Raw genomic sequence first — 22,481 nt, forward strand, 5'->3', positions numbered from 1 at the left:
GCGACCAAACCTCGTTGTATTGAATCAACTTGTCAAACAACGAATGCTGCTCGAACGCGAGCGGTTCGATTGATTTAGTTCAGACCGGTCACGGTCTGGAAATTGACCCAGTCTGTGTATTGCGTGATGTTGTCGACGAACAAATCATCCAACGGCTGACCAATCGCAGTCCTTGATCTTTGCCAAGAACGCTTGCCGGTCGGGGTTTCCACCATGCGCTGACGTTTTACAGTCTTCACAAACGGAGCAGAGTCAATCAACGTCGTACGATCGAAAATGGATGAAGCCTCGCCTAAGTATTGAGCGCCACCGATCAGCACCAGGGACAGTGGTCGTCCAAGGGACTGCTGCATTGACTCAATCGCTCGTAGTGCGATCATCCCTTGTTTGAAGTTTCGGTATCCCGTTTGGAAATTGAACGCGACATGGTCGACCTCCGAATTGTCGGAAAGGTAGTCACTCCAAAACTTCCAGTCGGCAGGCATTGTCGCGCTCAGATGCGGAGCAACTGAAATCCCCGCCGCGGAGAGTTCCGAGAGACAAAGCAATTGCCGCTTTCGGTTGTAAAGATTGTCTGTTCGCGGGACGTCTAGAAATTGCGAGAAGTTCGGGCCGATGAAAAGCGAGACTTTCAGGGGAAGCAACGCGTCCATCACTTTGTCTCGCCGGCGGTACTGCCAATATCGTTCTAGCGGCTTGTCTTTGGCGGTTCCCCTTAGGATGATCTTGGTATCGTCAGCAAGTTTAAACTTGCGACGCAGCTCGGCGGGATCACTTACGATCGCTCGGTACCTGCTTTCCTTGACCCGCATGATCTGATAGGGGTCGATTGCAGCAACCTCGCAACAAAGTGGTTGGTCACGTTTGTTGCCATGATGAATCATCGGCACGTACCGCGGCAAAGTCATCGGTCGCTGATGCAGCGGTCCAAGTCCGGAGCTTCCGAATCCTTGGATGTCCCGAAGTCGTTCTTGATAGCTGGGGTGGCGGAGACAGACATTGTCGCAGTCCGCCTTACCACAACAATTCAGATCAAAACAGGTGAAGAGAGGCAGGCCACTTTGCAGCCCACCACAGCGATCCATCACCGGGCAATTCGTACAGCCCGGAGCGACGACTCCCGCTGGTCGAAGATCCCGTAGCTCTCTTACAACGCTAGCCATGACCGTCTCCCGATCGTGGCAAACGCAACGTCCAAAAACCAGATATTTCAGAAACGGCGACCACCTTCAGCGTCGCCATTTCGGGGCATTCAGAGTTCGCCATGGTTTCAATCAACTCACTGGCACTTTCGCCATCCATCTTGCCAACCACATCGTCGGCGATCGAGAGAATGACTGTTTCACCGTCAGCGGCTACGTGAGCCATCAAAACGTCACCTACGGCAACGGCGGCCTCGTCGACGGGACAAGCTTGGTAATCGGTAAGAAACACCTCGGGCCGTTCAAACAGCGTCTCTGCGCAAAAATTATTGAACGCGAGGTCTTTCATCTTTTGAAAGCGATCGACCTGGCCTTTCATTACATTCTCACCCATTGAGAACGACCTCCCGGACGATTGGCCAGTAGCGTTGTTCACGGCCGTGTTTTTCGCGCCGCAACAGTCGCTTTTGAAACAGGTCCTTCAGCCGATTGTTCCATGCCGTCGCCTTTACACCGGCATCGGGCAACAGTCTTTCCAGTTCAGCGCCTGTCACGCCGGCGTTCGCGACCACCGCGAGCAGCGTATCTCGCTGCCCCGGATCCAATTCGCCTGCGAGCGCTGCCTTTGTTGGTAGCTTCGATCCTTTCGCCAGAAGAAAACAGGTGTGCGTCCATTCGGAGATCAGCCGAAGCTCGTCAACGCAGTCTTCATCAAGGTTCATAAATACTGCGAATAAATCATTCCTCTGGTCCGCTAGCCAACCCATCAATGGGACAATGGCTTCATTGATCCAAGATCCGGTGACAACCCTCACCGAGGCAAAGTCAAGCAAGACGATTCCGCCATCGGGCAGACTCGTCAATTCGGCGCACAGCATTGGAAAATGCTTCCTGCCCAGGGGGCGCCCCTGCAGGAAGTCGCTCTCCAGCAATTTTGCGATCTGAATCGTGTGAACCATTAAAACCTCAGTATTCTCACCAGGCGCACCTAAGAATAGGCATCTAGGGAGAAGTCGACAAGGCACCTACGGAAGTTTTTTCAGATTAGCGAGTCGCTATGGGGGGATTCACCAGTGCGGCAGCAGACCGAAACCTGGAATCCAGGCCGAAACGGCGCTTCGGATTTCACTCCGACGTCTGCGTTGCAATCACGGCCGTCCATGGTGACACAACCTTTACCGCTTCGGAATCGCAGAGTGCCCCAATGTTTGGCGAGTGATTTGAATACTTGGGCAAACCCGCTGCCCCCATGCCCGCGGCCATAGCGACTGATGCCTGGCTTCAACGCCATGCGGATGGCTTCTCGGTGGTCGTTGAGGTTGCGGTATTCCGGGTTAGAACGCAGCGATTCCAAGACACCGATACCGGCATCCGCGATGCAAAACAGCGACGCACCCGGAATCGCCTGATATCCAACCAAGATGCCAATTGTCGATTCGCTGTGAAAAACTGCATTGTCTGCCATCTCACCAAACGCAGCCGCCAACGCAGTCGCAGTCCTAAGGGGAAAACCCGATGCTTTTGCTGACTGCTCGAAACGGATCCGATATTCACACCAAGCATCTCCCAACGTTGGCTGGTCACCTTCAAGAACAAAAAACTCGACGCTCTGCGCGGCCATCGAACGGGTCGGCCTTTTCAGTGCGCCAGCGGTTCGCAATCCCAATTCGGAGAGTACTTCCTTATTTGCGATACCCAGCTCCGACTCAATGATCTCCATGGGCAACGTGGGGAGCTCCGGTACATATTGACGCGCGCATCCATACTCGATTAGCCCTGGCAGTGTTGCTGATGTGAGCTCACAAACAAAACGACCAACATCTCGGCCACTCTTACAAGCCAGTTGAAACTCGTCACATATGCCAGCAGTCAAACATTTTGGAGTCATCAATACATCGAAATCATGGTAATCAACACTCAGTAACTCCAGTGCTCGTGTCGCACTGGCAGTCGATTCAGTGCGTCGCGTCGAAGTTCCCAGTTTGGCATGTGCTGCTTCATCAGCAACTGAAATTTTGCGTTGTGCGTTGGCTCGATCAGATGAAGCAACTCATGGAGAACGATGTACTCCAAGCATTCGACCGGCTTTTTGGCAAGCTCTGTGTTCAACCGAATGGTTTGTCGCTGTGAGTTGCAGCTTCCCCAGCGGGTCTTCATCTTGCGAACAAATAGTTTCTCAACTTGAACCCCGAGCGTCTGCTCCCACTTCGCAATCAGTGGTGCCGATGCTTCGCGTACCTGACCGCGATACCAAGTCGCAAGGATTTCTTGACGCTCTTCCTCGTCGCAATCGGAGCGGGCAAAGAGTTTTAACTTGGACCCTGCGAGTTCAACGCGGGGAGGTCCGTCTGCGTCAATGCAAGTTAGAAGGTAGCGGGTTCCCCAGACGTAGTGACTCTCACGATCCAGGTATTCACGAGGCGTTTCTCTTGCCTGGTCGCGAAACTTCTGACGCTGCTGCTTTATCCACGGAAGGCGACTGATGGCAAAGACACGGATCGTATCCAGGTCCATCCTGGTGGGCGCGGAAACGCGAACGCGACCTTCGGGGGGATAGACACTCAGGTGAACATTCTTGATGTCTTTGAAAATTACGTCGGCATCAAATTCGCCGAGGTTAATCTGCTGCATCAGTATTCCTCCTGAGCGAGCAAGACCTGGAAGACCTGTTCGGCGTGGTCATCGTTTTGGCTTAGCAACTGATAGAGGGCGTCATAGACAATCGCCTCCTTAGCCTGCACGCCTTTCCATCCATGTGGCCGGACTCGACGAACGGTCTCATCAATTGCAAGAGCCAGTTTCAATAAATTATCGACGCCAGCATCGTACGACTGTGGAGGTTCGGCGACTGTAGACTCAGTTCCGGTGCATTGATTCGGTGAACTCAAGATTTTGACAAGCATGTTGTAAACCGCCAGCTTGCCTCGAGTATCCAGTCCGGGAGGCGCTTCGGATACTCCACCAAGTTCGACTCGCTTTGCCAGATCGCCGATCCGTTTGAGGTACTCCTCGTAGTCGATTGCCTTTGAGCGTCGCATTTCGATCACTTCATCGAGTAGCTTCGACATGCGTTCGTAATAGGCGGGGTCGTTTAGCTGCTCTTTGATGATCTTGCTGCGAACATTGTTTTCGATCGTTTCGGCGACAGCTGTCTGGTTGCCACCCAGCTGGTTCGACAAGTGGTCGACGACTTTGTCCATGCCAGACTTGGTGATGACTTCGAGCACACCCATTTCATCGAAGTCCGAAATCTTGCGTGGCTCATCGGCTTCGATGTAAGTGTCGATCAAGTGACGCATGTCGGCTTCGTACGCCTTCAGGTCAAGCGTTTCACCGGCTGCGTTGCGGATGACATCGCGGAGTTTGACGAAGTGATTGACGCGTCCCTTCAACCGAGCAACATCTGCGTCAGTGTATCCCGCCAGATTTAACTCGTCGGCGAGGTTCGCATACGCTCGAACCAGCGAGGCGATTGCCTTGTACATGGCTGCTCGTTGCGGTTCTCGCGCTTTCAGATCGGTCGGTACTTCGGTGTTGCCACAGAAATAGCGAATATGATCGAGATCGGTCTTGGGCGGTTGAACCGGCTCACACAGCAATTCTGCTTGCTCCAGTGCGTCATCCAGCTTTTCCTTGCCAGTCTTGAGCCGATCCTTCATCGCAATTTCGGGATCACCCTTGCAGAGCTCGTGATCCAAGTCCGACGTGTAGACCTGCAATGCCCCCGTTCCCTTTTCGTTGACCAGGTTCTTGAACAGATCCATGTAGTCAACGATATAGCCGAATTCCTTATCCTCGCCATCGAGCCTGTTGGTGCGGCAAATCGCTTGAAAGAGTCCGTGGTCCCGCATTGTTTTGTCGATGTACAGGTAGGTGCACGACGGCGCGTCGAATCCCGTGAGCAACTTATCGACCACGACCAGCAATTTCATGTTGGCCGGTTGCTGGGTGAACAGTGCCTTGGCTCGGTCCTCGTACGTTTCCGTCTTGGTCTTGCCCGGCTTGGCGTCGACGTCTTTCAGCAATTCCTCGTAGGTGTTGTAGATGAACTCTTTGTCCGTTTCGGTGTTCGCGCCGGTGTCTTCCAACGTGATGTCCTTCGACTGCGGATTGTACGACGTGATTACCGCACATTTTCCCTTGAATCCGGTGCTGGCGTCGTTGAACAGAGTGAAGTACTTGCACGCTTCATAGATGCTCTTGGCAACCAGGATCGCGTTGCCGCGTTGGCTAGAAACTCGAGGCTTGCAACTGAAGTCGAAAACGATGTCGCTCACCACTCGGCTCATGCGTGAGCGACTGCTGAGCACGCTTTGCATCGTGCCCCACTTTTTCTTCAGTTCGTCTTTCTGCCAATCATTCAGCCCCCGTGTCTTCGCCTCAAACCATTGGTCGATCTTGTCTTCACTCCCCAAGCGTTGGTCGATGTCGCGAGCTTCATAAATGAGGTCCAACACGACTTTGTCTTCTACCGCTTCGTCGAATTTGTATTCGTGGATGTAGCGGCCGAACACTTCGAGGCTGGTCTTCTTGTCCTTCTTCAGCAGCGGCGTTCCGGTAAACCCGATGAAAACTGCGTTGGGCATGATCGCCTTCATCACCCGGTGCAGTTTCCCGCTTTGCGTGCGGTGGCATTCGTCAACGAACACGAAAATCTCGCCTACCGTCTTAGTCGGCTGAGCTTCCAAATCTTTGATGTAGGCATCAAAGTCGTCGACGTCTTTCTTTCCAAACTTGTGAACCAGCGACGAGACGACGCGAGGTAACGTGTCGCAAAGCTTGTCGACCAGATCACGCCCACTGGATGCATGATAAAACCCATCGGGTTGCGAATCCGAAAGCAGGCCACAAGCTCGCATGTTGGCCAGCATCTGTTTGTCCAACTCGTCGCGATCGGTGATTACGGCGATTCGAGCATTGGGATTGTTTTCCAGAATCCACTTGGCCAGCAGCACCATCACAATGCTCTTGCCGCTTCCCTGCGTGTGCCAAATGACACCGCCCTCACGGCGACGGACGTGGTCCTGGGCCGCCTTAATACCGAAGTATTGATGCACGCGTGGCAGCTTCTTCACCCCGCCATCGAACAGGACGAAGTCGTGCATCAGTTCCAGGATGCGGTCCTTTCGACACATTTTGGTCAGGTACTTGTCGAGCAGATAGCCAGAACTGTCATGCTCGTCTTCTTTCCACGAGAGAAAGAATTTCTCGGGCGTCCCGATCGTTCCGTATCGCACCCCCTGGGTGTCGTTACCCGCAAAGACGAACTGAACCGTGCTGAAAAACCATTGATTGAATTCGGGCTTCTGGTTCGACAGGTTTTGCCGAATGCCATGGCCAATGCTCGTTCGGCTGTTCTTCAACTCCAAAACGCCGATCGCGATTCCGTTGATATACAGCACAACATCGGGGCGACGCGTCTTTGGCCCGGTGAGCGTGACCTCTTCGGCGACGGCGAAGTCATTGTTTTCAGGACTGTCCCAGTCGATCAGCCAAACCTTGGCCGTCGATTCGCCTGCTTTGGTTTTGACGTCAACGCCATACCGCAGCAACTTGTAGACCGCTTCGTTGTTGTCGTACAAGCTGCGTCCTGAGTTGTTCGCCTCGGTTTTCAGCTTCAAAATTGCAGCGTTGATATTATCGGTCGTGTAGTCCTGCTTGGCGAGATACTTCCGAAGCTGCTCATCTTCAATGTTGCTGTTGCCGGAGCGTTCATCCCAATCGCCGAGATAGTCGTATTTGAGCGTATCACGAAGCAACCGAATGACTCGGTTTTGCGTTTCGCGTTCCGGCTTGTTGACGTCGCCGCTCATATCAACCTCGTCTTTCCGGTGAGCAGTTCCTGCATCATGCCGGCTTTGATCTGGCGAGCCTTGTCGATCTTCGCCTCGATCGCGGTGATCTCTGCGTCCATGTCGGAAAGGACTTCGGCGATGGCGCTTTGTTCTTCTTGGCTAGGAAAGGGGATTTCAAAAGCATTCAAGCTCTTGTTTGTGATTTGATTGATCGTCGCTCCCAGATGTTCGTGAATCTGCTTCTTGATTTGCCCAGACTTGAAATGATGGTAAACGAAGTCGTTGTACTCACTCCGAAAGACAGCCATAAAGGCACCGAACACGTGACCAGACGACTCCGCATGAGCATCAATTTGAGCGCACTTGCCAATCAAATTACGACTGCCGTTCCGAACACAAATGAGAATGTCCCCCTTCTGAACGAAAACTCGGGTTGGCAACTCCATCGAAACGTAAACGCTGTCATCGTAAACCAGTGTTCCGTTCGCGACGTTTGACGCCCGAAGGACTAACGTACCCCCTTCACCGCATACGTCCGATGGTGCGTAGGTGAGTCCGGCGACGGCTTCGCCAATTTCAGCGAGCTTCTTAATTTCCCACTCTCCCTCAAACCCTGGGAGTCGTTTTTTGCCGGTGAGCAATTGCTGCATGGCGGCTTGTTTTAGGTTGCGTTTCTTGGCGAGCAGACGCTCCAGCGATTCGACCAACGCGTCCGCATCCCCCAACGCCTCCGCAATCGCTTCCTGCTCGGTAAGAGTATGTGGCCATGGCAACTCTAATTTGGCGAAGCGGCTGACACCAAGATGTGCTACCGATGTTGTCTGAAGTGCGATCTTTGCAAAAACACCTGTAGCCTGGCAGTAACGAAACAAGTAGGTCGCAAACTTTGGGCATGTCGCTTCGCGTGCACGAAACCGCACAAGTGCATTCTGAATTGCACAAGGTTTCCCGTATTCGTCGCAATACATGGCACAGCGACCGACCAATTCAAGACTCTGGCCCTCATTCAAAAGAACATCACCGTACTTGAGTCGGTACAAACCAAACTCATCGTCCGTCATCGGCATGTGGAGAACGTCATCCAGAACAATCTGTCCATCAAACACATTCATCGTGCGGAGGTAAGGACGTAGTTTTCCTGGCGCATTTGCTGCGAGTGCTTTTCCCGCGCGTACGTCGCCCATTTCTCCGACTGGCCTTACACACCAGTCGTTGGGCACTTTCCCGATCTCCGATTGTTTGTGTCCCGGACAAATCGAGTAGCGAACTGGCTTTTCGTTCGCGGTGTCGGACGCTGCCATTGCTTTCACACTCATACCGGGAACCCCATGCGTTCAAGGTGACGGTTGACGCTGGTTTCCAGTTCGCTGGCTCGTTCGACCAATTGCGGCATGGGCGTTTCGTACCGCTCGGCCAATTCCTTCACGCGGCTGGCCAAAGATTGGCTGATTCGATCCATCTCGCCGTGAACTTTCTCATCGAGCGTGGGCATCCATTTGTCGTCGACGACCAGCGTCTTGATTTCGTCCTCGGTCAGGCCCGGATATTTTTCGTATACGAGCGTGTCGAGTTCCGCTTCGGCCTCTTTGATCTTGCTTTTGATTGCCGTGATGTCGTCGCCCAGGCGCAGGTACTCGGTCAAGACGCGCAAGTCGCCCACTGATTCGTCGTTTGGATTGGTGGCGACCAGTTCACGGATGGTGGTCTCCGCTGAATCGGCCAAGTCCTTGGCCAGCTTCCTTGCATCAGCGGCCGCCTTGTAACTGGCGTCGTATTGCTCGTAGAACGCCTTGTCGTCCAAGTCCTCGGTCTCCTTCGCCGCTTTGCGAACGTCAGAAATCTTCAACTTGCCCTTATTGTTTTTGAGCGACTCGATGCGTGGATCGGAGAACATTTCTAGAATTCCATTTCGCTCGGCCTGTTCGGTCGCCAGAGCTGACGTGTACTTGCGATGATCCTCAGGAAAACGATCTTGCCAGACTTCGACAAACGCTTCCTGCCAAGCGACTTTGGCATCGGTCTTCCCCGAAACACCATTGAGCGGGCCTTCCTCGCCACTGTGCTCTTCCTCCAACTCAGTAACGGCTGCCTCCAGGTTTTCTCGCTCGCCTTCCAAAGCGTTGATCGCATCCTGCTCGGCCTGAAAGAATCTAGCCACGATGAATGGCTTCGGGATCAGATCGCACACCCAGCCTTTGTCTTTTGATTTCCCGTTCTTGTCCTTTTCAATGATTCGCTCAGTTTCCGCGATCCAGCCATCGGCCGAGATCGAATAGCAATCGTCCTGCATCGTGTCGGACCAATAGTCCATCAGATGCTGGTAGACCGCATAGTGGTCGATCAGCGGCTTGCCTCGGTAGTGCCTCAGTAATGCCTCGCTGATCTCGATGATCAGTTCCTTTGGCTTGTAACCTGCTTCCAGCGAGCGAAGTTGTTTCGCGGTCTTCTTTCGCCACTTGGCAAAGTGATCGTTCATGCCGGTGATGTAGTCGGTGAACTCATGGTGCTCGAAGATCGTGCTTTTAACCGTGGCCATGTCGACCGCAAGATCGCGATAGCCCTCGCGATTTTCCTTGAACAACGCTTTGCGTAGCGTCGGACAAACCTCCCAGAACTCCTGCATGGCGTCGATGTCGGCGATCGGTATTCCGCCGAACAAGTGCGCCGCGATGTCTTGCGTGTCTTCCGTCTCTTGGCTCTCGATGTAACGGGGCAGGTTCAGGTTGAACTCATTGCGTTCGATTTCGTCGAAACCGACGTGTCGTGAATAGCCCGGCTTTTCTGTGCCCGCGTTGAAGGTGTCGACGATGCGATGAATATCTTGCGATCGCAAACGGTTCTTTGGACCGTCCTTCATGAAGCCTTTGCTGGCGTCGATCATGAAGATCCCTTTGCGAGCGGCCGCATCGCGTTTGTCGACGATGACGATGCAAGCGGGAATGCCCGTGCCGTAGAACAAGTTGGCGGGCAGACCGATGATGCCTTTGATGTATCCGCTGCGAATCAGTTTTTTGCGGATCGCGGCTTCCGCGTTGCCTCGAAACAAAACCCCGTGGGGCAGAATGCAAGCCCCGGTGCCGGTACTCTTGAGCGACCGAACGATGTGCAACAGGTAGGCATAGTCGCCTTGCTTGCCCGGTGGTGTGCCGAACGGCTGAAAGCGATTCCACTCGTCGTTTTCAGGATCGACGCCGGTGCTCCAGCGTTTGTCGGAAAAGGGAGGATTGGCGACGACGTAGTCAAACGTGGCCAGTTGGCCTTTGGGTTTGAATTTAGGATCGGAGAGCGTGTTGCCTTGCACGATCTCGGCCGTCGGATAGTTGTGCAGGATCATGTTCATCCGCGCCAGACCGCTGGTGGCGACGTCTTTTTCTTGTCCATAAAGCGTCACGTGGGTCGGTGCCTGGTCGCCGACTTTCAACAAGAGCGAACCGGAACCACAGGTCGGGTCATAGACGGTGGTCTCGCCACTGGTTTTTGCTTCGCTGATGCCGATGATCTGCGCCATGATTCGGCTGACTTCGGCAGGCGTGTAGAACTGTCCCTTGCTCTTACCACTCTCGGTGGCAAAGTTCCGCATCAGATATTCATAGGCGTCGCCCAGAATGTCGTCGCCATCGGCACGGTTCTTAGAAAAGTCGAGTGCCTTGCGTTCAAAGATGGCGACCAGATTCGTTAGCCGCTCGGCCTTTTCATCACCGTCGCCGAGTTTCTCGTCGTTGAAGTCCGGAAAGTCGGACTGCGAGAGCATCTGGTTTGCTTTGGCAAGCGGTTCGATGATCTTGGTGTTGATCTTGTCGCCGATGTCTTTGGTCCCCTTGAGGGCGACCATGTCGGTGAAGCTGGCGCCTTCGGGGATTTTGATCGGCGAACGGCGCGGGGACATCCCTGCATATTTGTCGCTGATGTACTTGATGAACAACAGTGAAAGGACGTAATCCTTGTACTGGCTGGCATCCATCCCGCCACGCAGCTCATCGCAGCTTGCCCAGAGGGATGAATAGATTTCCGATTTCTTCAACGCCATGCGTGCGAATTCCTTCAGTGATTATCGCGGTCGTTTCGGTGTGACGGGCTTTTCGATCTCCTTTAGGAAATCTTCGAGGTCTGTGCGTTTGAAGAGCCGATATCCATTGGCTGGGTTCCGGTGCATCGGAATGCGACCTTCCTCTGCCCATTTTCGCAGCGTGTTTTGTGCGACCCCGATCAGTTCCGCAGCTTCCGCCGTTTTCACGTACTCGGTCAGCTTTGGCATCGATCCACTCCTTGAGTTTTTGATGTTGTCCCCAACCTCCAGAGTCTATCAAAGTCTGCAACGCTGAGATACCATGCTGCTAAGCACTAACCACCCAGCCGTCCGGCTTCGAACGGCGATCAACTCGAATGGGGCGTTCCATGGCAGTTTCGATCGAGATGCTACACGCAGTACCTCAGCAAGAGGTGTACTCTCGAGTGCGTGACTTGATTCGCCGATCGAACAAGGTTTCGGTCGCGGTTGGGTTCCTAACCGAAGCTGGCGTTTCGTTAATCTCGTCCGCCATTACTCCCAATCCAGCTGTGCTCCATTCACTGGTTGTTGGCGCGACAACGCTGAAGGCTTGTGATGGCTTAGATCAATTGCTTGCCGTCGGCGTTCCGTCACGCAATCTGAAAGTCTATCTGGGGCACACCCGCCCGGGTCGTGGCAATAGCTTCACAAAATACCATCCGATGATGCATAGCAAGGTCTACTTGTTTGAGTCAGATAACCAAGCGTCCGCGATCGTAGGTTCCCACAACATGACTGGCTTCGCACTTGCGGGCCAGAACTCAGAAGCGTCGCTCTTGATTAGCGGAGATCGCACGGATCCCGTGTTCGACGAAATCCGATCACACGTGGCAGCTATTGAGTCGGGTTCTCAACAGTACGATCCAACCAAGAGTCATGCGTATGCATGGTGGTTTCGCCAACTCTTCAATGGCTACATGTACAAGGTGCTTTACGGGGATGGTGAAGACGGGGTCGAATTCAAGCGAAATGTCGTTGCAATTGCGGTCTCAAACCAAGGTGCGGCTCCTCAACTGGGTGACATCATTTACGTTGAGGTGCCAGAGCAATTCAAAATCATGAGAGCACTGGGTGAAGAGGTCCACTTCTATGTCCTTTCGCAACTGCCGCAGTCTGTCGAACAGGGGCTAACTCAATTGGCGAAGTGTCCAATTGCATTCACCGGCCATGTAAAAGGCAGCAATGAGGATGGTGTCCACCAAGGCCGAGCAGAGTGGATTATCAATGATTTGAGCAACCCCATTCTGCAGCGAACTAGTGGCACGGTGAGCCCTGTGCCCAGTCCGACCGAGATCCAGGTGTTTATTCGAGTCGATCGGCTCCTGCACGAACGATACAAATACTTTTTTGATGTTGGGAAATCTTGGCAGCCTGTTTATGACGACGATGCAAAATCTGATTTGGTTGTTGAACCGGAAATCGGTGACCACTTTCAAAGATTGAACCTCATCCCGGCCGAGCACCTGCCATGGAAGAAAGTTGTTGACCTGGCGCCCACCGGCGAAAATGGCGAGGAAAGCGTTAATTACCGCGAGCTTTCACCTGACAGTGGGCGTTATTTCGTACTTTCACGTCGGAGAAAGCCATTTGAAAGTGAGACACAAGAACCAGATGGATCCCAGGACGATTCGGCTGAACTTGTCGAGCCGACTGCTGAAACTGAGTTGGTGCGACAGATCCCAAGCGAAGTCTGGTTCGCTGTCGCTAAATGGGCGAAAGAAAATGACAAATTAGAAGGTTGGCAGAGAAGCATCAGTTACTCGATAGGTAGAAAGCTTGCCAATATAGAATCGCCGTCTGAAAAGCAGGCCAAACAGGCCGTTCGTTTGCTCGCGACTGCGTTAGGCGAGGCTTTTGAGCATGACTCATTGACCTCGGAGTTGGCGCAGGCGGTTCACAACCTGTCGAGGTAGCAACGGGCTCAAGAATGCATTCTTCTCAAGAGTCGCTGATCAAATGCTTACCGTTATCTGTTCTTAACCAGCGATGCTTCGCTCGCCCGTGTAAACCGAGACCCACATGTCAAACAGAGACTCAGAGAGTTCTCGGGGTTGTCTCTGGGGTGCGGGGCGAACCAGGGTGGTTGAGTTCGGCAGCCCGGAGTCTCCCTGCGAAAGTGAGAACTTTGGTTTTGGACGCCGCGGTGGCGAAAGACCGCGAAAAAGGGGGCGGAAACGAGAAACGCCCGCGGGTCATGTTGGACCGACGGGCGTTAACTGGTTCGCGAGAGTTTTCGCTTTTTTAAATTCAGCTCCCCCGGCAGGACTCGAACCTGCGACAAGGCGGTTAACAGCCGCCTGCTCTACCAACTGAGCTACAGGGGATTGGTATGTCCGGCCGGGTTGCCTTGGTGGGCGATCGGCCGGGGCCGCCGGGCGTTTTCTCCCGGTGGGTCGCGAAGTTTAGTTTCTCGACTTTTCACTGACAAGATCTCTTGCCTGAGACTCCCAAAATCGTTGGCAGGTTCGGTTTTTGCCCGGTTTTGACGGCCTTTCCTTTTAAAACAGCCACCCGAGCAGGCCCCGATTCGCCGAATTGCTTCCCCCGAGGGGCTTGGGCGGCATGGATCAGATCCCCCGCCCCAGACTTGCGGGGCGCTGTTGAGCCCCACATCGGCATCCAGTCTGGGGCGGTGGCGAGCGCGGGTTCTGTTGACTTAGTAGGGTGATTTGGACTATTTGGGGTGAATGAATAAGACAATCTTCTTTTCGGTCGGTGAGCCCAGTGGCGATCAGCATGCGGCGCGGTTGATTCGGGCGCTGAAGGCCCGCGAACCGGAACTGCAGGTACGTGGTTTTGGTGGCCAGGAGATGCACCGGGCCGGCTGCACCGTGGACTTGGACCTGACCGAACACGCCGTCGTTGGGATTCTGGAGGTCCTGCCCAAACTCCGCGAATTCTTCCGCTTCGCCGATCAGGCCGAGGCGATCTTCGCCGCCGGAGGCGTGGACGCGGTCGTGTTGGTGGATTTCCCTGGGTTCAACTGGCACATCGCCAAGCGGGCGAAGAAGTATGGCATCCCGGTGATCTATTTCTGCCCCCCACAATTGTGGGCTTGGGGCGCCTGGCGGGTCAAAAAAATGAAAGCGACGGTCGATCACGTGTTGGCCGTGCTGCCGATCGAGGAACAGTTTTTCAGCGGCCACGGGATCCCCACCAGCTTCGTCGGGCACCCGTTTTTTGATGCCGTCAGCGAATCAACGTTGGATACCGCACGGATGCAATCCTTGCGGTCGGCGGCCTCGGAATCGCAAACCGTGGCGGTGCTGCCGGGCTCACGGACTCATGAAGTCCATCGGAATTGGCCGGTGATGCTCGATGCGATCGCCGAATTGTCGGCGGCCAACCCGCAGGCTCGGTTTGCCATCGCCGCGTATCGCGAAAAGCATTTCGAGTTTTGCCAGGCGACCGCGAAGGCCGCCGCGACCGAAACGGGCAAGCCGCTGCCGATCGATTTTTACTTGGGAGCGACCAGCGAGGTCGTCGAACATGCCGCCTGCGCGATGATGGTCAGCGGGTCGGTCAGTTTGGAGTTGATGGCCCGGCAAACCCCCGCCGCAGTGATCTATCGCGTCGGCCGATTCCTGTACGCGTTTGGAAAATGCGTCGTCAAAGTCGACAGCATGACGCTGCCGAATTTGATGCCGGAAGCCTCGCGGCCTGTTGATTCAGTCGATCTTCCGAATTCAACGCGATCATGTCAGCCGGACGCGCCAGCGAGGGGCGGCGCGAGGCCCCTTGCTGACGCGTGCGGGCCTAAACAACCAGGCCGCTTGGCCCCGGGAAGCAGCAATGAACGCGTCTTCCCCGAAATCGTCTCGGTCGGCAACCCTGCCAAGGCGAGGGATTTTTTGGTGGCGACGGTCGGCCGGATGATGAACGACGCCGATTATCTGGCGACGAAACGTCAGCAGTTGGCAGGATTGCAAGATCGGTACGCCAAGCCGGGGGCGAGCGACCGCGCCGCGTCGAAGATTCTGGAGCTGTTGCCGCAGGGCCGCGTGGCCGATTTGCCGAGGCGGGCGGCGTAAGCTGGACGCCGCCACTGGTTCGCGAAGGCCTTGGCGGGTTCCGCGTCGCGACGCGGTGGCCGGAGTTTTTTTGCAAATAATTGGGGGTTGTGGGCAAACCGGTTGCCGCTGGAAACCGTACTGTTTCGACTGTGACTGTCCATCCGGTCAGGCCGGCCGGCCTCCGGGTCTTGCCGAATTCCCCCACCGCATTGATCTTTTCATCCTGATGACGACTGAAACGACTCCACCGCGTTCTCTCGGTGCTGTGATGAGCAGCGAGGCGGGCTATGAAGCCGATGTTGATGATGCTCCGCTGAGAATCTCCGGTTTCGTCGCGTTGTTGTTGTCGCTGTTGAGCGGGTTCACGATCGTGGCGTTACCGATGGTCGGGTTTGCGATCGCAGCGGTGCTGTTCGGCATTTTCGCGCTGCGGAAAAGCGATTCGCAGTCCGTGCCGGTTGGCACGACAGCGGCGCGGATCGGGATCGTGTTGGCCGTGCTGTTTGGCACTTGGGGCGTCGGCCGCTACTCGCTCAAGCGGAGCACGCTGGGCGGCCAAGCCGAATACTTTGCCCGCCAGTTCGTGCGGGTGGCCAGCAGCGGAAACGAGATCTACGCCAAGGAGCTTCAAAAAAGTTACGTCAATCGTTACTTGAAGACGATGCCGCTGGAGGAAACCTACGAGCTGGAGCGGTTGAAGAGGGAGCGGCAAATGAAAGAAGCCCGGGAGCGTGGCGAAGAGGTATCGCCTCCGGGAGACGAGGACAGCTCCACGGTCACCGATCTGGTCAAGTATCCGGTCGACCACGAATGGGTGTTGTGGCGGCCGGTGCGCGTCTTCAGCCATTACGGTCGCCAGAAGGCGGAAGTGGTCTTGGCGGCCGACCGCAAAGAAAAAGGGTACAAGCTGCGGATCGTGTTGGAGTACCTGGTTCACAAGGAACGTGGCACGGCGGAGTGGTACGTTGAAACGTGTTTGCCGTACCGTGACCGGATCGTTGCCGAGTCGGTGTTGTAGCAAGCGCCGTCGAGTCGTTTGACGTCGTCGACGAACTCGCCACCACAGCGAAACACTTGGCGGGCTGTCGATTTGATCATCGCCGAAGCACGAGTGAGCTGGTGGCGGTCAAGCAGCGCCGCCCAATGAAGCGTCGTTTCCTTCAGTTTGGGCCCGTAGGCTCGCGCCAAACGGCTGATCATCGTTTGAGATCAGCCGGTTCGCGCCAACGCGAGCGGCGCCCCTCCATGTCGATTCAGCGGTATTGGGCTCGCGCCCTTCCGCTAACGCGGAACGCTTGGCGGGTGTCGGGGAGACCGGAGGGCTCGCGCCCTTCCGCTAACAAGGAACGCTCGGCGGGCGTTGGAGAGACCGGAGAGGCTCGCGGGTTGTCGCTAACACGGAATGCCCGGCGGGTGTCGGAGAGATCGGAGGGCTCGCGCCCTTCCGCTAACAAAGGAACGCTCGGCGGGCGTTGGGGAGACCGGAGGGCTCGCGCCCTTCCGCTAACAAGGAACGCTCGGCGGGTGCCGGGGAGACCGGAGGGCTCGCGCCCTTCCGCTAACACGGAATGCCCGGCGGGTGTCGGAGAGATCGGAGGGCTCGCGCCCTTCCGCTAACGCGGAACAACTGGCGGGAAGCGTGTTCTAATTCTTAGCGGAAATCGCGGGTGCGGAGCTGCAGGCCGCTGACTTGGGAGGAGAGATCGGTGATGCGGCCGGTGATCACGTGGATGACGCCGCTGCGATTTTCCAGTTTTCCGTCGACGAGCCAGGCGTTGCTGGTCTTGGCGACTTTGAAAAATCGCTGCCAGACCTTGGGAAAAATCACCAGGTTGATCGAACCGGTTTCGTCTTCCAACGTGACGAAGGTGATGCCTTTGGCGGTACCGGGCCGCTGCCGCATCAACACCAAGCCGGCGACGCGGACGTGGCGGCCGTCGCGAAGTTCGGGCAGTTGTGCGGAGGTCACGCAGCGGAGCCGATCGAGTTCGTCGCGGGCGAATGACATCGGATGGGCCTTCAGACTCAGCCCCGTCGTGTTGTAATCCGCGTAGACTTCTTCCAGTGGTGACATCGGAACCAGGTCTTCGGGCAGTTCGTCATCGTCATCCACGGCATCCAACAGCGGCGCCTCGCCGGGCTTGTTGGATTGACCGAGCGATTGCCAGATGGCGGCTCGGCGGTCTCCCGCGATGCTCGACAAGGCATCGGCATCGGCGAGCAATGAGATCACCGCCTGGCCGATCCCGGCGCGTCTGGCAAGATCGGCGATGTCGCGAAACGGTCCAGATTGCTGCCGCGCCGCAACGAGAGCGTCGGCGGCATCGGCGCGCAACCCGCGCACCGTGCTCAGCCCCAAGCGGATTGCCGGGCCGCTGCGGTTGGGATCGGGCTCGAGCGTCGATTCCCAGTCGCTTTGGTTGACATCGACCGAGCGAACTTGCACGCCGTGCTGCTTGGCATCGTTGATCAACTGTGCCGGTGCATAAAACCCCATCGGCTGGCTGTTGAGCAATGCGCAGCAGAAGGCGGCCGGATAATGGCATTTCAGATAGCACGAGGCGTAGACCAGCAGTGCGAAACTGGCGGCATGTGATTCGGGGAAACCGTATTCGCCGAAGCCGCGAATCTGGTTGAACACCTGCTCGGCAAATTTGCCCGTCAAACCGTTGGCCTTCATTCCGTCGAGCAGCTTGATCCGGAACTTGTCGATCACGCCGGGGCGCCGCCAGGCGGCCATCGCGCGGCGCAGTTGGTCGGCTTCGCCGGGGGTGAATCCCGCCGCGACGACGGCCAACCGCATCGCTTGTTCTTGAAAGATCGGGACGCCGAGTGTTCGTTTTAAAACGTCGCGGATCGCGTCGTTGGGGTAAACGACGGCATCGGGATTGTCACGGGCTTTCAAGAACGGGTGAACCATGTCGCCTTGAATCGGGCCTGGCCGCACGATCGCGACTTCGATCACCAAGTCATAGAAACAACGCGGTCGCAAACGCGGCAACATGCTCATCTGGGCGCGGCTTTCGATCTGAAAGACGCCCATCGTGTCGGCTCGACAGATCATGTCGTAGGTCGGTTTGTCGCCGTGTGGCAACGTGGAAAGCGACCAGGTCTCGCCATAGTGATCGGCCACCAAGTCAAAACAGCGATGGATCGCGGACAGCATCCCGAGGGCGAGCACGTCGACTTTGAGAATCCCCAACTCATCCAGATCGTCCTTGTCCCACTGGATCACCGTTCGTCCCGGCATGGCGGCGTTTTCGATCGGGCACAATTCACACAGCCGACCGGCCGACATCACCATGCCCCCGACGTGTTGGGAGAGGTGACGAGGGAACCCGACCAAGGTGCGAACGAGATAGCCGAATCGCTGTCCGATCGGAGATTCCGGGTCCAGGCCGCATTCGGCCATGCCGGTCGGCAACGCATCGTCGCTGTGATAGCTGCCGGCGATCTTGGACAGCGAATCGATCAGATCGGCCGACAGTCCGAGTGCTTTGCCGACTTCGCGAATCGCGCTCTTGCTGCGGTAGGTCGTGACGGTGGCCGTCATCCCCGCCCGGTCGCGGCCGTATTTTTCGTACAGGTACTGCAGCACCTCTTCGCGCCGTTGGTGTTCAAAGTCGACGTCGATGTCGGGTGCTTCGTTGCGTTCGCGGCTGATGAATCGCTCGAACAGCAAGTCGGTTTGACTGGGGTCGACGTTGGTGATTCCCAGGCAATAACAAACGGTTGAATTGGCGGCGCTGCCGCGGCCCTGGCACAAAATGTCTCGACTGCGGGCGAAGCGAACCATGTCCCAAACGGTCAAGAAATAGGCTTCGTAACGCAGCTCCGCGATCAGTTCAAATTCGTGCTTGAGCAGTTCGATCACGCGGTCGGGCACCGCGCCGGGCCAACGCTGCCGGGCCCCTTCCCAGGTCAGCCGTTTCAGGTGCTCCAGCAACGTCATGCCCGGCGGAGCGATCTCTTGCGGATACTCGTACCGCAATTCGTCCAGACTGAACGTGCACCGCTGGGCGATTTGCAGGGTACGCTCGATGGCTTCGGGAACGTCACGAAACAGTTCCTCGATTTCCGCGAGCGGGCGGAGATGGTGTTGGCTGTTGGCGAAACGCTGTTCGTGCACTTGGTCGATGGTCGTGCCGTTGCGGATGGCGGTCACGCAGTCGTGCATCAACATCCGATCGGCGGTGTGGTAGTGCACGTCTCCGGAGGCGACCAGGGGCACCCCGGACTGCAGGGACAGCGTGTGCATTTGCTTGATCGTCGCGCGGTCGTCGACGCCGTGGTGAAGCGAACACAGCAAGTACGCCGAGTCACCGAACTGTTGTCGAAACTCGCCGCGGAGGAATTCGAGATTCAACTCGGGACGTGCTTGGCGCGGATCGTTGTCAGGATCGCTGTCCGCCGCTGCGGAATCGTCGCCGCGGGCGGGTTCGCCGGCCGAGGAAAACGCTCCGGCGATCAAGCCTTCACTGAGTTCGACGATATCGGACCAGCTCAACTCGCATTGCCCTTTTTCGCACCGCAGACGACCGCGTGAAAGCAGTCGGCAGAGGCGTCCATAGGCGGCCCGATCGGTCGGCCAGAGAACCATCGACGGCGCATCGATCGGGTGAACTTCGGCACCGACGATGTATTTGAAATCCAGGTCCCGCGCGGCGCCGAATCCACGCACCACACCGGCGAGGGTTTCCGAATCGGTCAGCGCGAGGGCGTCATACCCCAGCTCGGCCGCCCGGGTGACCAGTTCGTCCGGATGCGAGGCCCCGCACAGGAACGAAAAATTGCTTTTGCAGTGGAGTTCGACGTATCGCATGACGCAACGGTAGACGCCCGGCGGCGTTGGGGCAACGACCGGGCCGGCCCGGAGACGGCGGCGGAATCGTGGTGACGGGAATCGTTGCGAAAGGGTTCTTGATGGCGGAATGACGGAATGATTTGAAGTGGCAGAATGATTCGGGGCAGAATGATGTTCTGACCGCTCGGATCGCGGAGCCAGAATCAGACAGCTATCCCCATCATTCTGCTATCCCCATCATTCTGCCATCCCCGTCTCGCCACGGCCGCCCTCTGGCGACGGCAGCGACGAGGTTGAGCGACTCATCGCTAGGTTTTTGCGTGACGGCGACACAGCAGTGCCGGCAACAACATCAAGTCCGCGACCAGGGCTGCGGTCAGTAGCAGGAACATCATCCAGGCGAATCGACGGGTCGGTTCAAAGTCGCTGAGTGCGAACACGAGCAATCCCAATCCACACACGATCGTGGTTTGCGTGATCGCGCTGCCGCAGTGCTTGATCGTTTTGGCGACCGCATCTGCCGGTGGTGTGCCGCTGGCCGTTTCGCGACGGCAATAAAGCAGGAAATGGACGGTGTCGTCGACCGCGATTCCCAATGCGACGCTGGCCGTCATCATCACTCCGATATCCAGTGGCTGGTCCAGCCATCCCATCAGACCGAATAGCACACAAATCGGGAACACGTTGGGAATCATCGCGACCAGACCGAGGCGCAGGCTGCCAAGCGCGACGATGATAACCACACCGATGACCAACATCGCCGTGAAGAAACTGCCGATCAAATCCCTGAGCAACATTTGCTGAGCGCTCTCGATCACCGGCATCACGCCCGTCACCGTCACCGCGACATCCAGCCGGTCGACCGAGCCTTGATCGATGACGGCTTGGTGGGCGGCGGCCAAATCCGATAGGTAAGCCGACGCGTCGACGTGTTCAAATGCCGGCACACGCGTGGTGATCCTCCAGAGCTGCGCGTCCGCCGTTTCGCGCAAGTAACCCAATTCCGCCAACCGGACGCGATCCCGTTGGAACCGTTTCGTGATCACGCTCCGACGCAGCGAAGCGCGCAAGCTGTTGGATGTCGGCAACGACGGCAAAAACGTCAGCGCCGACGTCGCGCCGCGAGCCGGCGGTTGACTGGCCGCGGAGGCATGGATCTCGCGGATCAGCCGCAGCCGATCGAACAACGTCAACGACGACGCAGCGTCAAATCGGACGACCGTCTCCACCGGGATCAACGGTACGACCTCGGATTCCAACCAACGGTGATCTTGGATGACCGGATGGTCGGCCGTCAGCAGATCGAACACTTCGACGGTGGTCCGCAACCGGGTCAGCCCCAGCGCCGCGAGCGTCATGATCGAGAGGCCGGCGACGGCAACCAGTGAACGGCGCCGGACCACGACGGAGGCCAACGCGGCCAACAAAGTTCCCGTCCAGCCTGACCGGTCCCGCCGGGCTTGGGGCCAACGCTGAAGCACGCCGGGAAGCGTCAGCAGCATCAGCAGCGTGGTCAGCAAGACACACCCCGCCGAGATCAACGCGAATTGCCGCACCGCCGAGATCTCGCTGACCAACAGGGACAGCAGTCCTGCGGCGGTTGTCGTCGCTGACAACAGACACGGTTTCCAACCGATGTTCAACATCCGTTCCGCCGCCCCGTCCACACCGTGCGCGTTGACTTCATCGCGGTAGTAGTTGCACAGATGAATGCCGGTCGATGCGGAAAGAACGAACACCAGCGGCGACATCACCACGAACACCGCGTTCATGTTGCGTCCGGTGAAGTGGACCAGCGAGAGCGCCAGTTGTTCGCCGAAGAACCCGACGCCCAAAACCAACAAGATCATCCGCCAGGAACGCAGGAACAGACAGCACAGCAGAACAATCACTGCAGTCGACGGCAGCGAAAGCCAGAGCATTGAATCCACACTCGCGTCATCGATCGCTTGGCCGATCACCGGGGTTCCCCCCAGGTGATACTCATCGGCGGAAAGTTCGAGATCGTTTTGCAACACGGACCGGATCATGTTGATAGCCGAATCGCGGCGGACCGCCCCGTTGGCCGTCAACACCGCGATCGCGCAACTCACATCGCGGGGGCCGATCAACGACCCGCGGAGACGCTCGATCGCGCGCTCACGACTCAGTTCCAGCGGCGGCGATTGCAGTGCGGCGACCGACGAACGGCTGGACAGCACGCGATCAAACAGTGCCTCGGGGTGGACGTTTGCGTGTCCGCCGTCGGCGTGCGAGAGCGCCGCGACAAACTGGTCCAACCGCGGGTCGTCGACGGTGCAGCCTTGCCAGGAGACCAGGATGACGTCGTGCGTGCGAAAGTCGTTGACGAACTGGAAAAACTGGCGCCGATCTTCGCTGTCCGGCGGAATCCACATGACCGGCGAGTTGAACATCGCCTCCAAACTGCGGCCGGCCCCGATGACGACGAGCGGTGCGAGGACGAGCATCAACCCCAGCGCGATCAGACTGCGACGAAAAAGAGTCAAACGCATTGCGGGGCTGGAGGGGGCTGGACGAGACGGTGTAACGCATCGGCGGCGATGAAACGACGTGTACGCCCGTGATTTTAGCGTCGCTGGCTCGAGCAGGAGCGGACGGTGATCGGACGGTGACCTTACAACGCGCCGTCAAGAATTCTCATTGACGCGACCTGCCCCC

14 protein-coding genes and 1 tRNA gene are annotated in these 22,481 nt (G+C 56.9%); 3 read left to right on the forward strand and 12 right to left on the reverse strand.

Annotation, left to right across the window (positions count from 1 at the left end; genetic code table 11):
- Positions 1–74: 74 nt before the first annotated feature.
- The 9 genes from TBK1r_RS21960 to TBK1r_RS22000 all read right to left on the reverse strand — a co-directional run bounded on the left by TBK1r_RS21960 (position 75) and on the right by TBK1r_RS22000 (position 11,192).
- Positions 75–890: a hypothetical protein gene (locus TBK1r_RS21960; RefSeq protein WP_419580260.1), complete on the reverse strand. Its 816-nt coding sequence runs from the start codon at positions 888–890 to the stop codon at positions 75–77.
- Between the two features lie 265 nt (positions 891–1,155).
- On the reverse strand, positions 1,156–1,521 hold the full coding sequence (locus TBK1r_RS21965) for a hypothetical protein (protein WP_145215462.1): 366 nt from the start codon (positions 1,519–1,521) through the stop codon (positions 1,156–1,158).
- A gap of 7 nt (positions 1,522–1,528) precedes the next feature.
- Positions 1,529–2,074 carry a MarR family transcriptional regulator gene (locus tag TBK1r_RS21970; RefSeq protein WP_145215465.1) on the reverse strand — a complete coding sequence of 182 codons (546 nt, stop codon included), beginning with the start codon at positions 2,072–2,074 and terminating at the stop codon, positions 1,529–1,531.
- 107 nt (positions 2,075–2,181) lie between these two features.
- Positions 2,182–2,868 (reverse strand): hypothetical protein, encoded by a 687-nt coding sequence (locus TBK1r_RS21975; protein ID WP_145215468.1) that lies wholly within the window; start codon positions 2,866–2,868, stop codon positions 2,182–2,184.
- Between the two features lie 191 nt (positions 2,869–3,059).
- Positions 3,060–3,773, reverse strand: coding sequence for a M48 family metallopeptidase (locus tag TBK1r_RS21980; RefSeq protein ID WP_145215471.1), 714 nt, complete (start codon positions 3,771–3,773; stop codon positions 3,060–3,062).
- Complete coding sequence (locus TBK1r_RS21985; RefSeq protein WP_145215474.1) at positions 3,773–6,955, reverse strand: type I restriction endonuclease subunit R; 3,183 nt, start codon at positions 6,953–6,955, stop codon at positions 3,773–3,775. Before TBK1r_RS21985 ends, TBK1r_RS21980 begins: the two co-directional genes overlap by 1 nt.
- Entirely contained in the window at positions 6,952–8,253 is a 1,302-nt protein-coding gene (locus TBK1r_RS21990; protein WP_145215478.1) for a restriction endonuclease subunit S, read from the reverse strand. Before TBK1r_RS21990 ends, TBK1r_RS21985 begins: the two co-directional genes overlap by 4 nt.
- A complete protein-coding gene (locus TBK1r_RS21995) occupies positions 8,250–10,964 on the reverse strand; it encodes a type I restriction-modification system subunit M (RefSeq protein ID WP_145215480.1) in 2,715 nt (904 codons plus the stop codon). Before TBK1r_RS21995 ends, TBK1r_RS21990 begins: the two co-directional genes overlap by 4 nt.
- Positions 10,965–10,985: 21 nt before the next feature.
- Positions 10,986–11,192 carry a MerR family transcriptional regulator gene (locus TBK1r_RS22000; RefSeq protein ID WP_145215483.1) on the reverse strand — a complete coding sequence of 69 codons (207 nt, stop codon included), beginning with the start codon at positions 11,190–11,192 and terminating at the stop codon, positions 10,986–10,988.
- Between the two features lie 140 nt (positions 11,193–11,332).
- Here TBK1r_RS22000 and TBK1r_RS22005 point away from each other — a divergent pair, with 140 nt between their 5' ends.
- Positions 11,333–12,898, forward strand: a complete 1,566-nt coding sequence (locus TBK1r_RS22005) for a restriction endonuclease PLD domain-containing protein (protein ID WP_419580261.1) — start codon at positions 11,333–11,335, stop codon at positions 12,896–12,898.
- A gap of 338 nt (positions 12,899–13,236) precedes the next feature.
- On the opposite strand, the gene TBK1r_RS22010 is transcribed toward TBK1r_RS22005, so the two are convergent.
- Positions 13,237–13,309, reverse strand: a tRNA-Asn gene (locus tag TBK1r_RS22010).
- Positions 13,310–13,672: 363 nt separating this feature from the next.
- Between TBK1r_RS22010 and TBK1r_RS22015 the strand changes: the two genes are divergently transcribed.
- Together TBK1r_RS22015 and TBK1r_RS22020 are read left to right on the forward strand one after the other, a co-directional pair.
- Positions 13,673–15,016 (forward strand): lipid-A-disaccharide synthase, encoded by a 1,344-nt coding sequence (locus tag TBK1r_RS22015; protein WP_145215489.1) that lies wholly within the window; start codon positions 13,673–13,675, stop codon positions 15,014–15,016.
- A 208-nt stretch (positions 15,017–15,224) separates the two neighbouring features.
- A complete protein-coding gene (locus tag TBK1r_RS22020) occupies positions 15,225–16,016 on the forward strand; it encodes a hypothetical protein (RefSeq protein WP_145215492.1) in 792 nt (263 codons plus the stop codon).
- Positions 16,017–16,649: 633 nt separating this feature from the next.
- Here the strand turns inward: TBK1r_RS22020 and TBK1r_RS22025 are convergent.
- A complete protein-coding gene (locus TBK1r_RS22025; RefSeq protein ID WP_145215495.1) occupies positions 16,650–19,820 on the reverse strand; it encodes an error-prone DNA polymerase in 3,171 nt (1,056 codons plus the stop codon).
- Positions 19,821–20,110: 290 nt separating this feature from the next.
- Complete coding sequence (locus TBK1r_RS22030) at positions 20,111–22,315, reverse strand: efflux RND transporter permease subunit (protein WP_145215498.1); 2,205 nt, start codon at positions 22,313–22,315, stop codon at positions 20,111–20,113.
- Between the last annotated feature and the right edge of the window lie 166 nt (positions 22,316–22,481).

The sequence above is a fragment of the Stieleria magnilauensis genome (assembly GCA_007753675.1).
Taxonomy (GTDB): Bacteria; Planctomycetota; Planctomycetia; order Pirellulales; family Pirellulaceae; genus Stieleria; species Stieleria magnilauensis.

What these genes read in the sequence shown, in the direction of transcription:
- TBK1r_RS21995 (WP_145215480.1), bottom strand. Translation starts at nt 10,964, where the DNA reads ATGGCGTTGAAGAAATCGGAAATCTATTCATCCCTCTGGGCAAGCTGC.
- TBK1r_RS22030 (WP_145215498.1), bottom strand. Translation starts at nt 22,315, where the DNA reads ATGCGTTTGACTCTTTTTCGTCGCAGTCTGATCGCGCTGGGGTTGATG.
- TBK1r_RS21990 (WP_145215478.1), bottom strand. Translation starts at nt 8,253, where the DNA reads ATGAGTGTGAAAGCAATGGCAGCGTCCGACACCGCGAACGAAAAGCCA.
- TBK1r_RS22025 (WP_145215495.1), bottom strand. Translation starts at nt 19,820, where the DNA reads ATGCGATACGTCGAACTCCACTGCAAAAGCAATTTTTCGTTCCTGTGC.
- TBK1r_RS21965 (WP_145215462.1), bottom strand. Translation starts at nt 1,521, where the DNA reads ATGAAAGGCCAGGTCGATCGCTTTCAAAAGATGAAAGACCTCGCGTTC.
- TBK1r_RS22020 (WP_145215492.1), top strand. Translation starts at nt 15,225, where the DNA reads ATGACGACTGAAACGACTCCACCGCGTTCTCTCGGTGCTGTGATGAGC.
- TBK1r_RS22005 (WP_419580261.1), top strand. Translation starts at nt 11,333, where the DNA reads ATGGCAGTTTCGATCGAGATGCTACACGCAGTACCTCAGCAAGAGGTG.
- TBK1r_RS21980 (WP_145215471.1), bottom strand. Translation starts at nt 3,773, where the DNA reads ATGCAGCAGATTAACCTCGGCGAATTTGATGCCGACGTAATTTTCAAA.
- TBK1r_RS22000 (WP_145215483.1), bottom strand. Translation starts at nt 11,192, where the DNA reads ATGCCAAAGCTGACCGAGTACGTGAAAACGGCGGAAGCTGCGGAACTG.
- TBK1r_RS22015 (WP_145215489.1), top strand. Translation starts at nt 13,673, where the DNA reads ATGAATAAGACAATCTTCTTTTCGGTCGGTGAGCCCAGTGGCGATCAG.
- TBK1r_RS21985 (WP_145215474.1), bottom strand. Translation starts at nt 6,955, where the DNA reads ATGAGCGGCGACGTCAACAAGCCGGAACGCGAAACGCAAAACCGAGTC.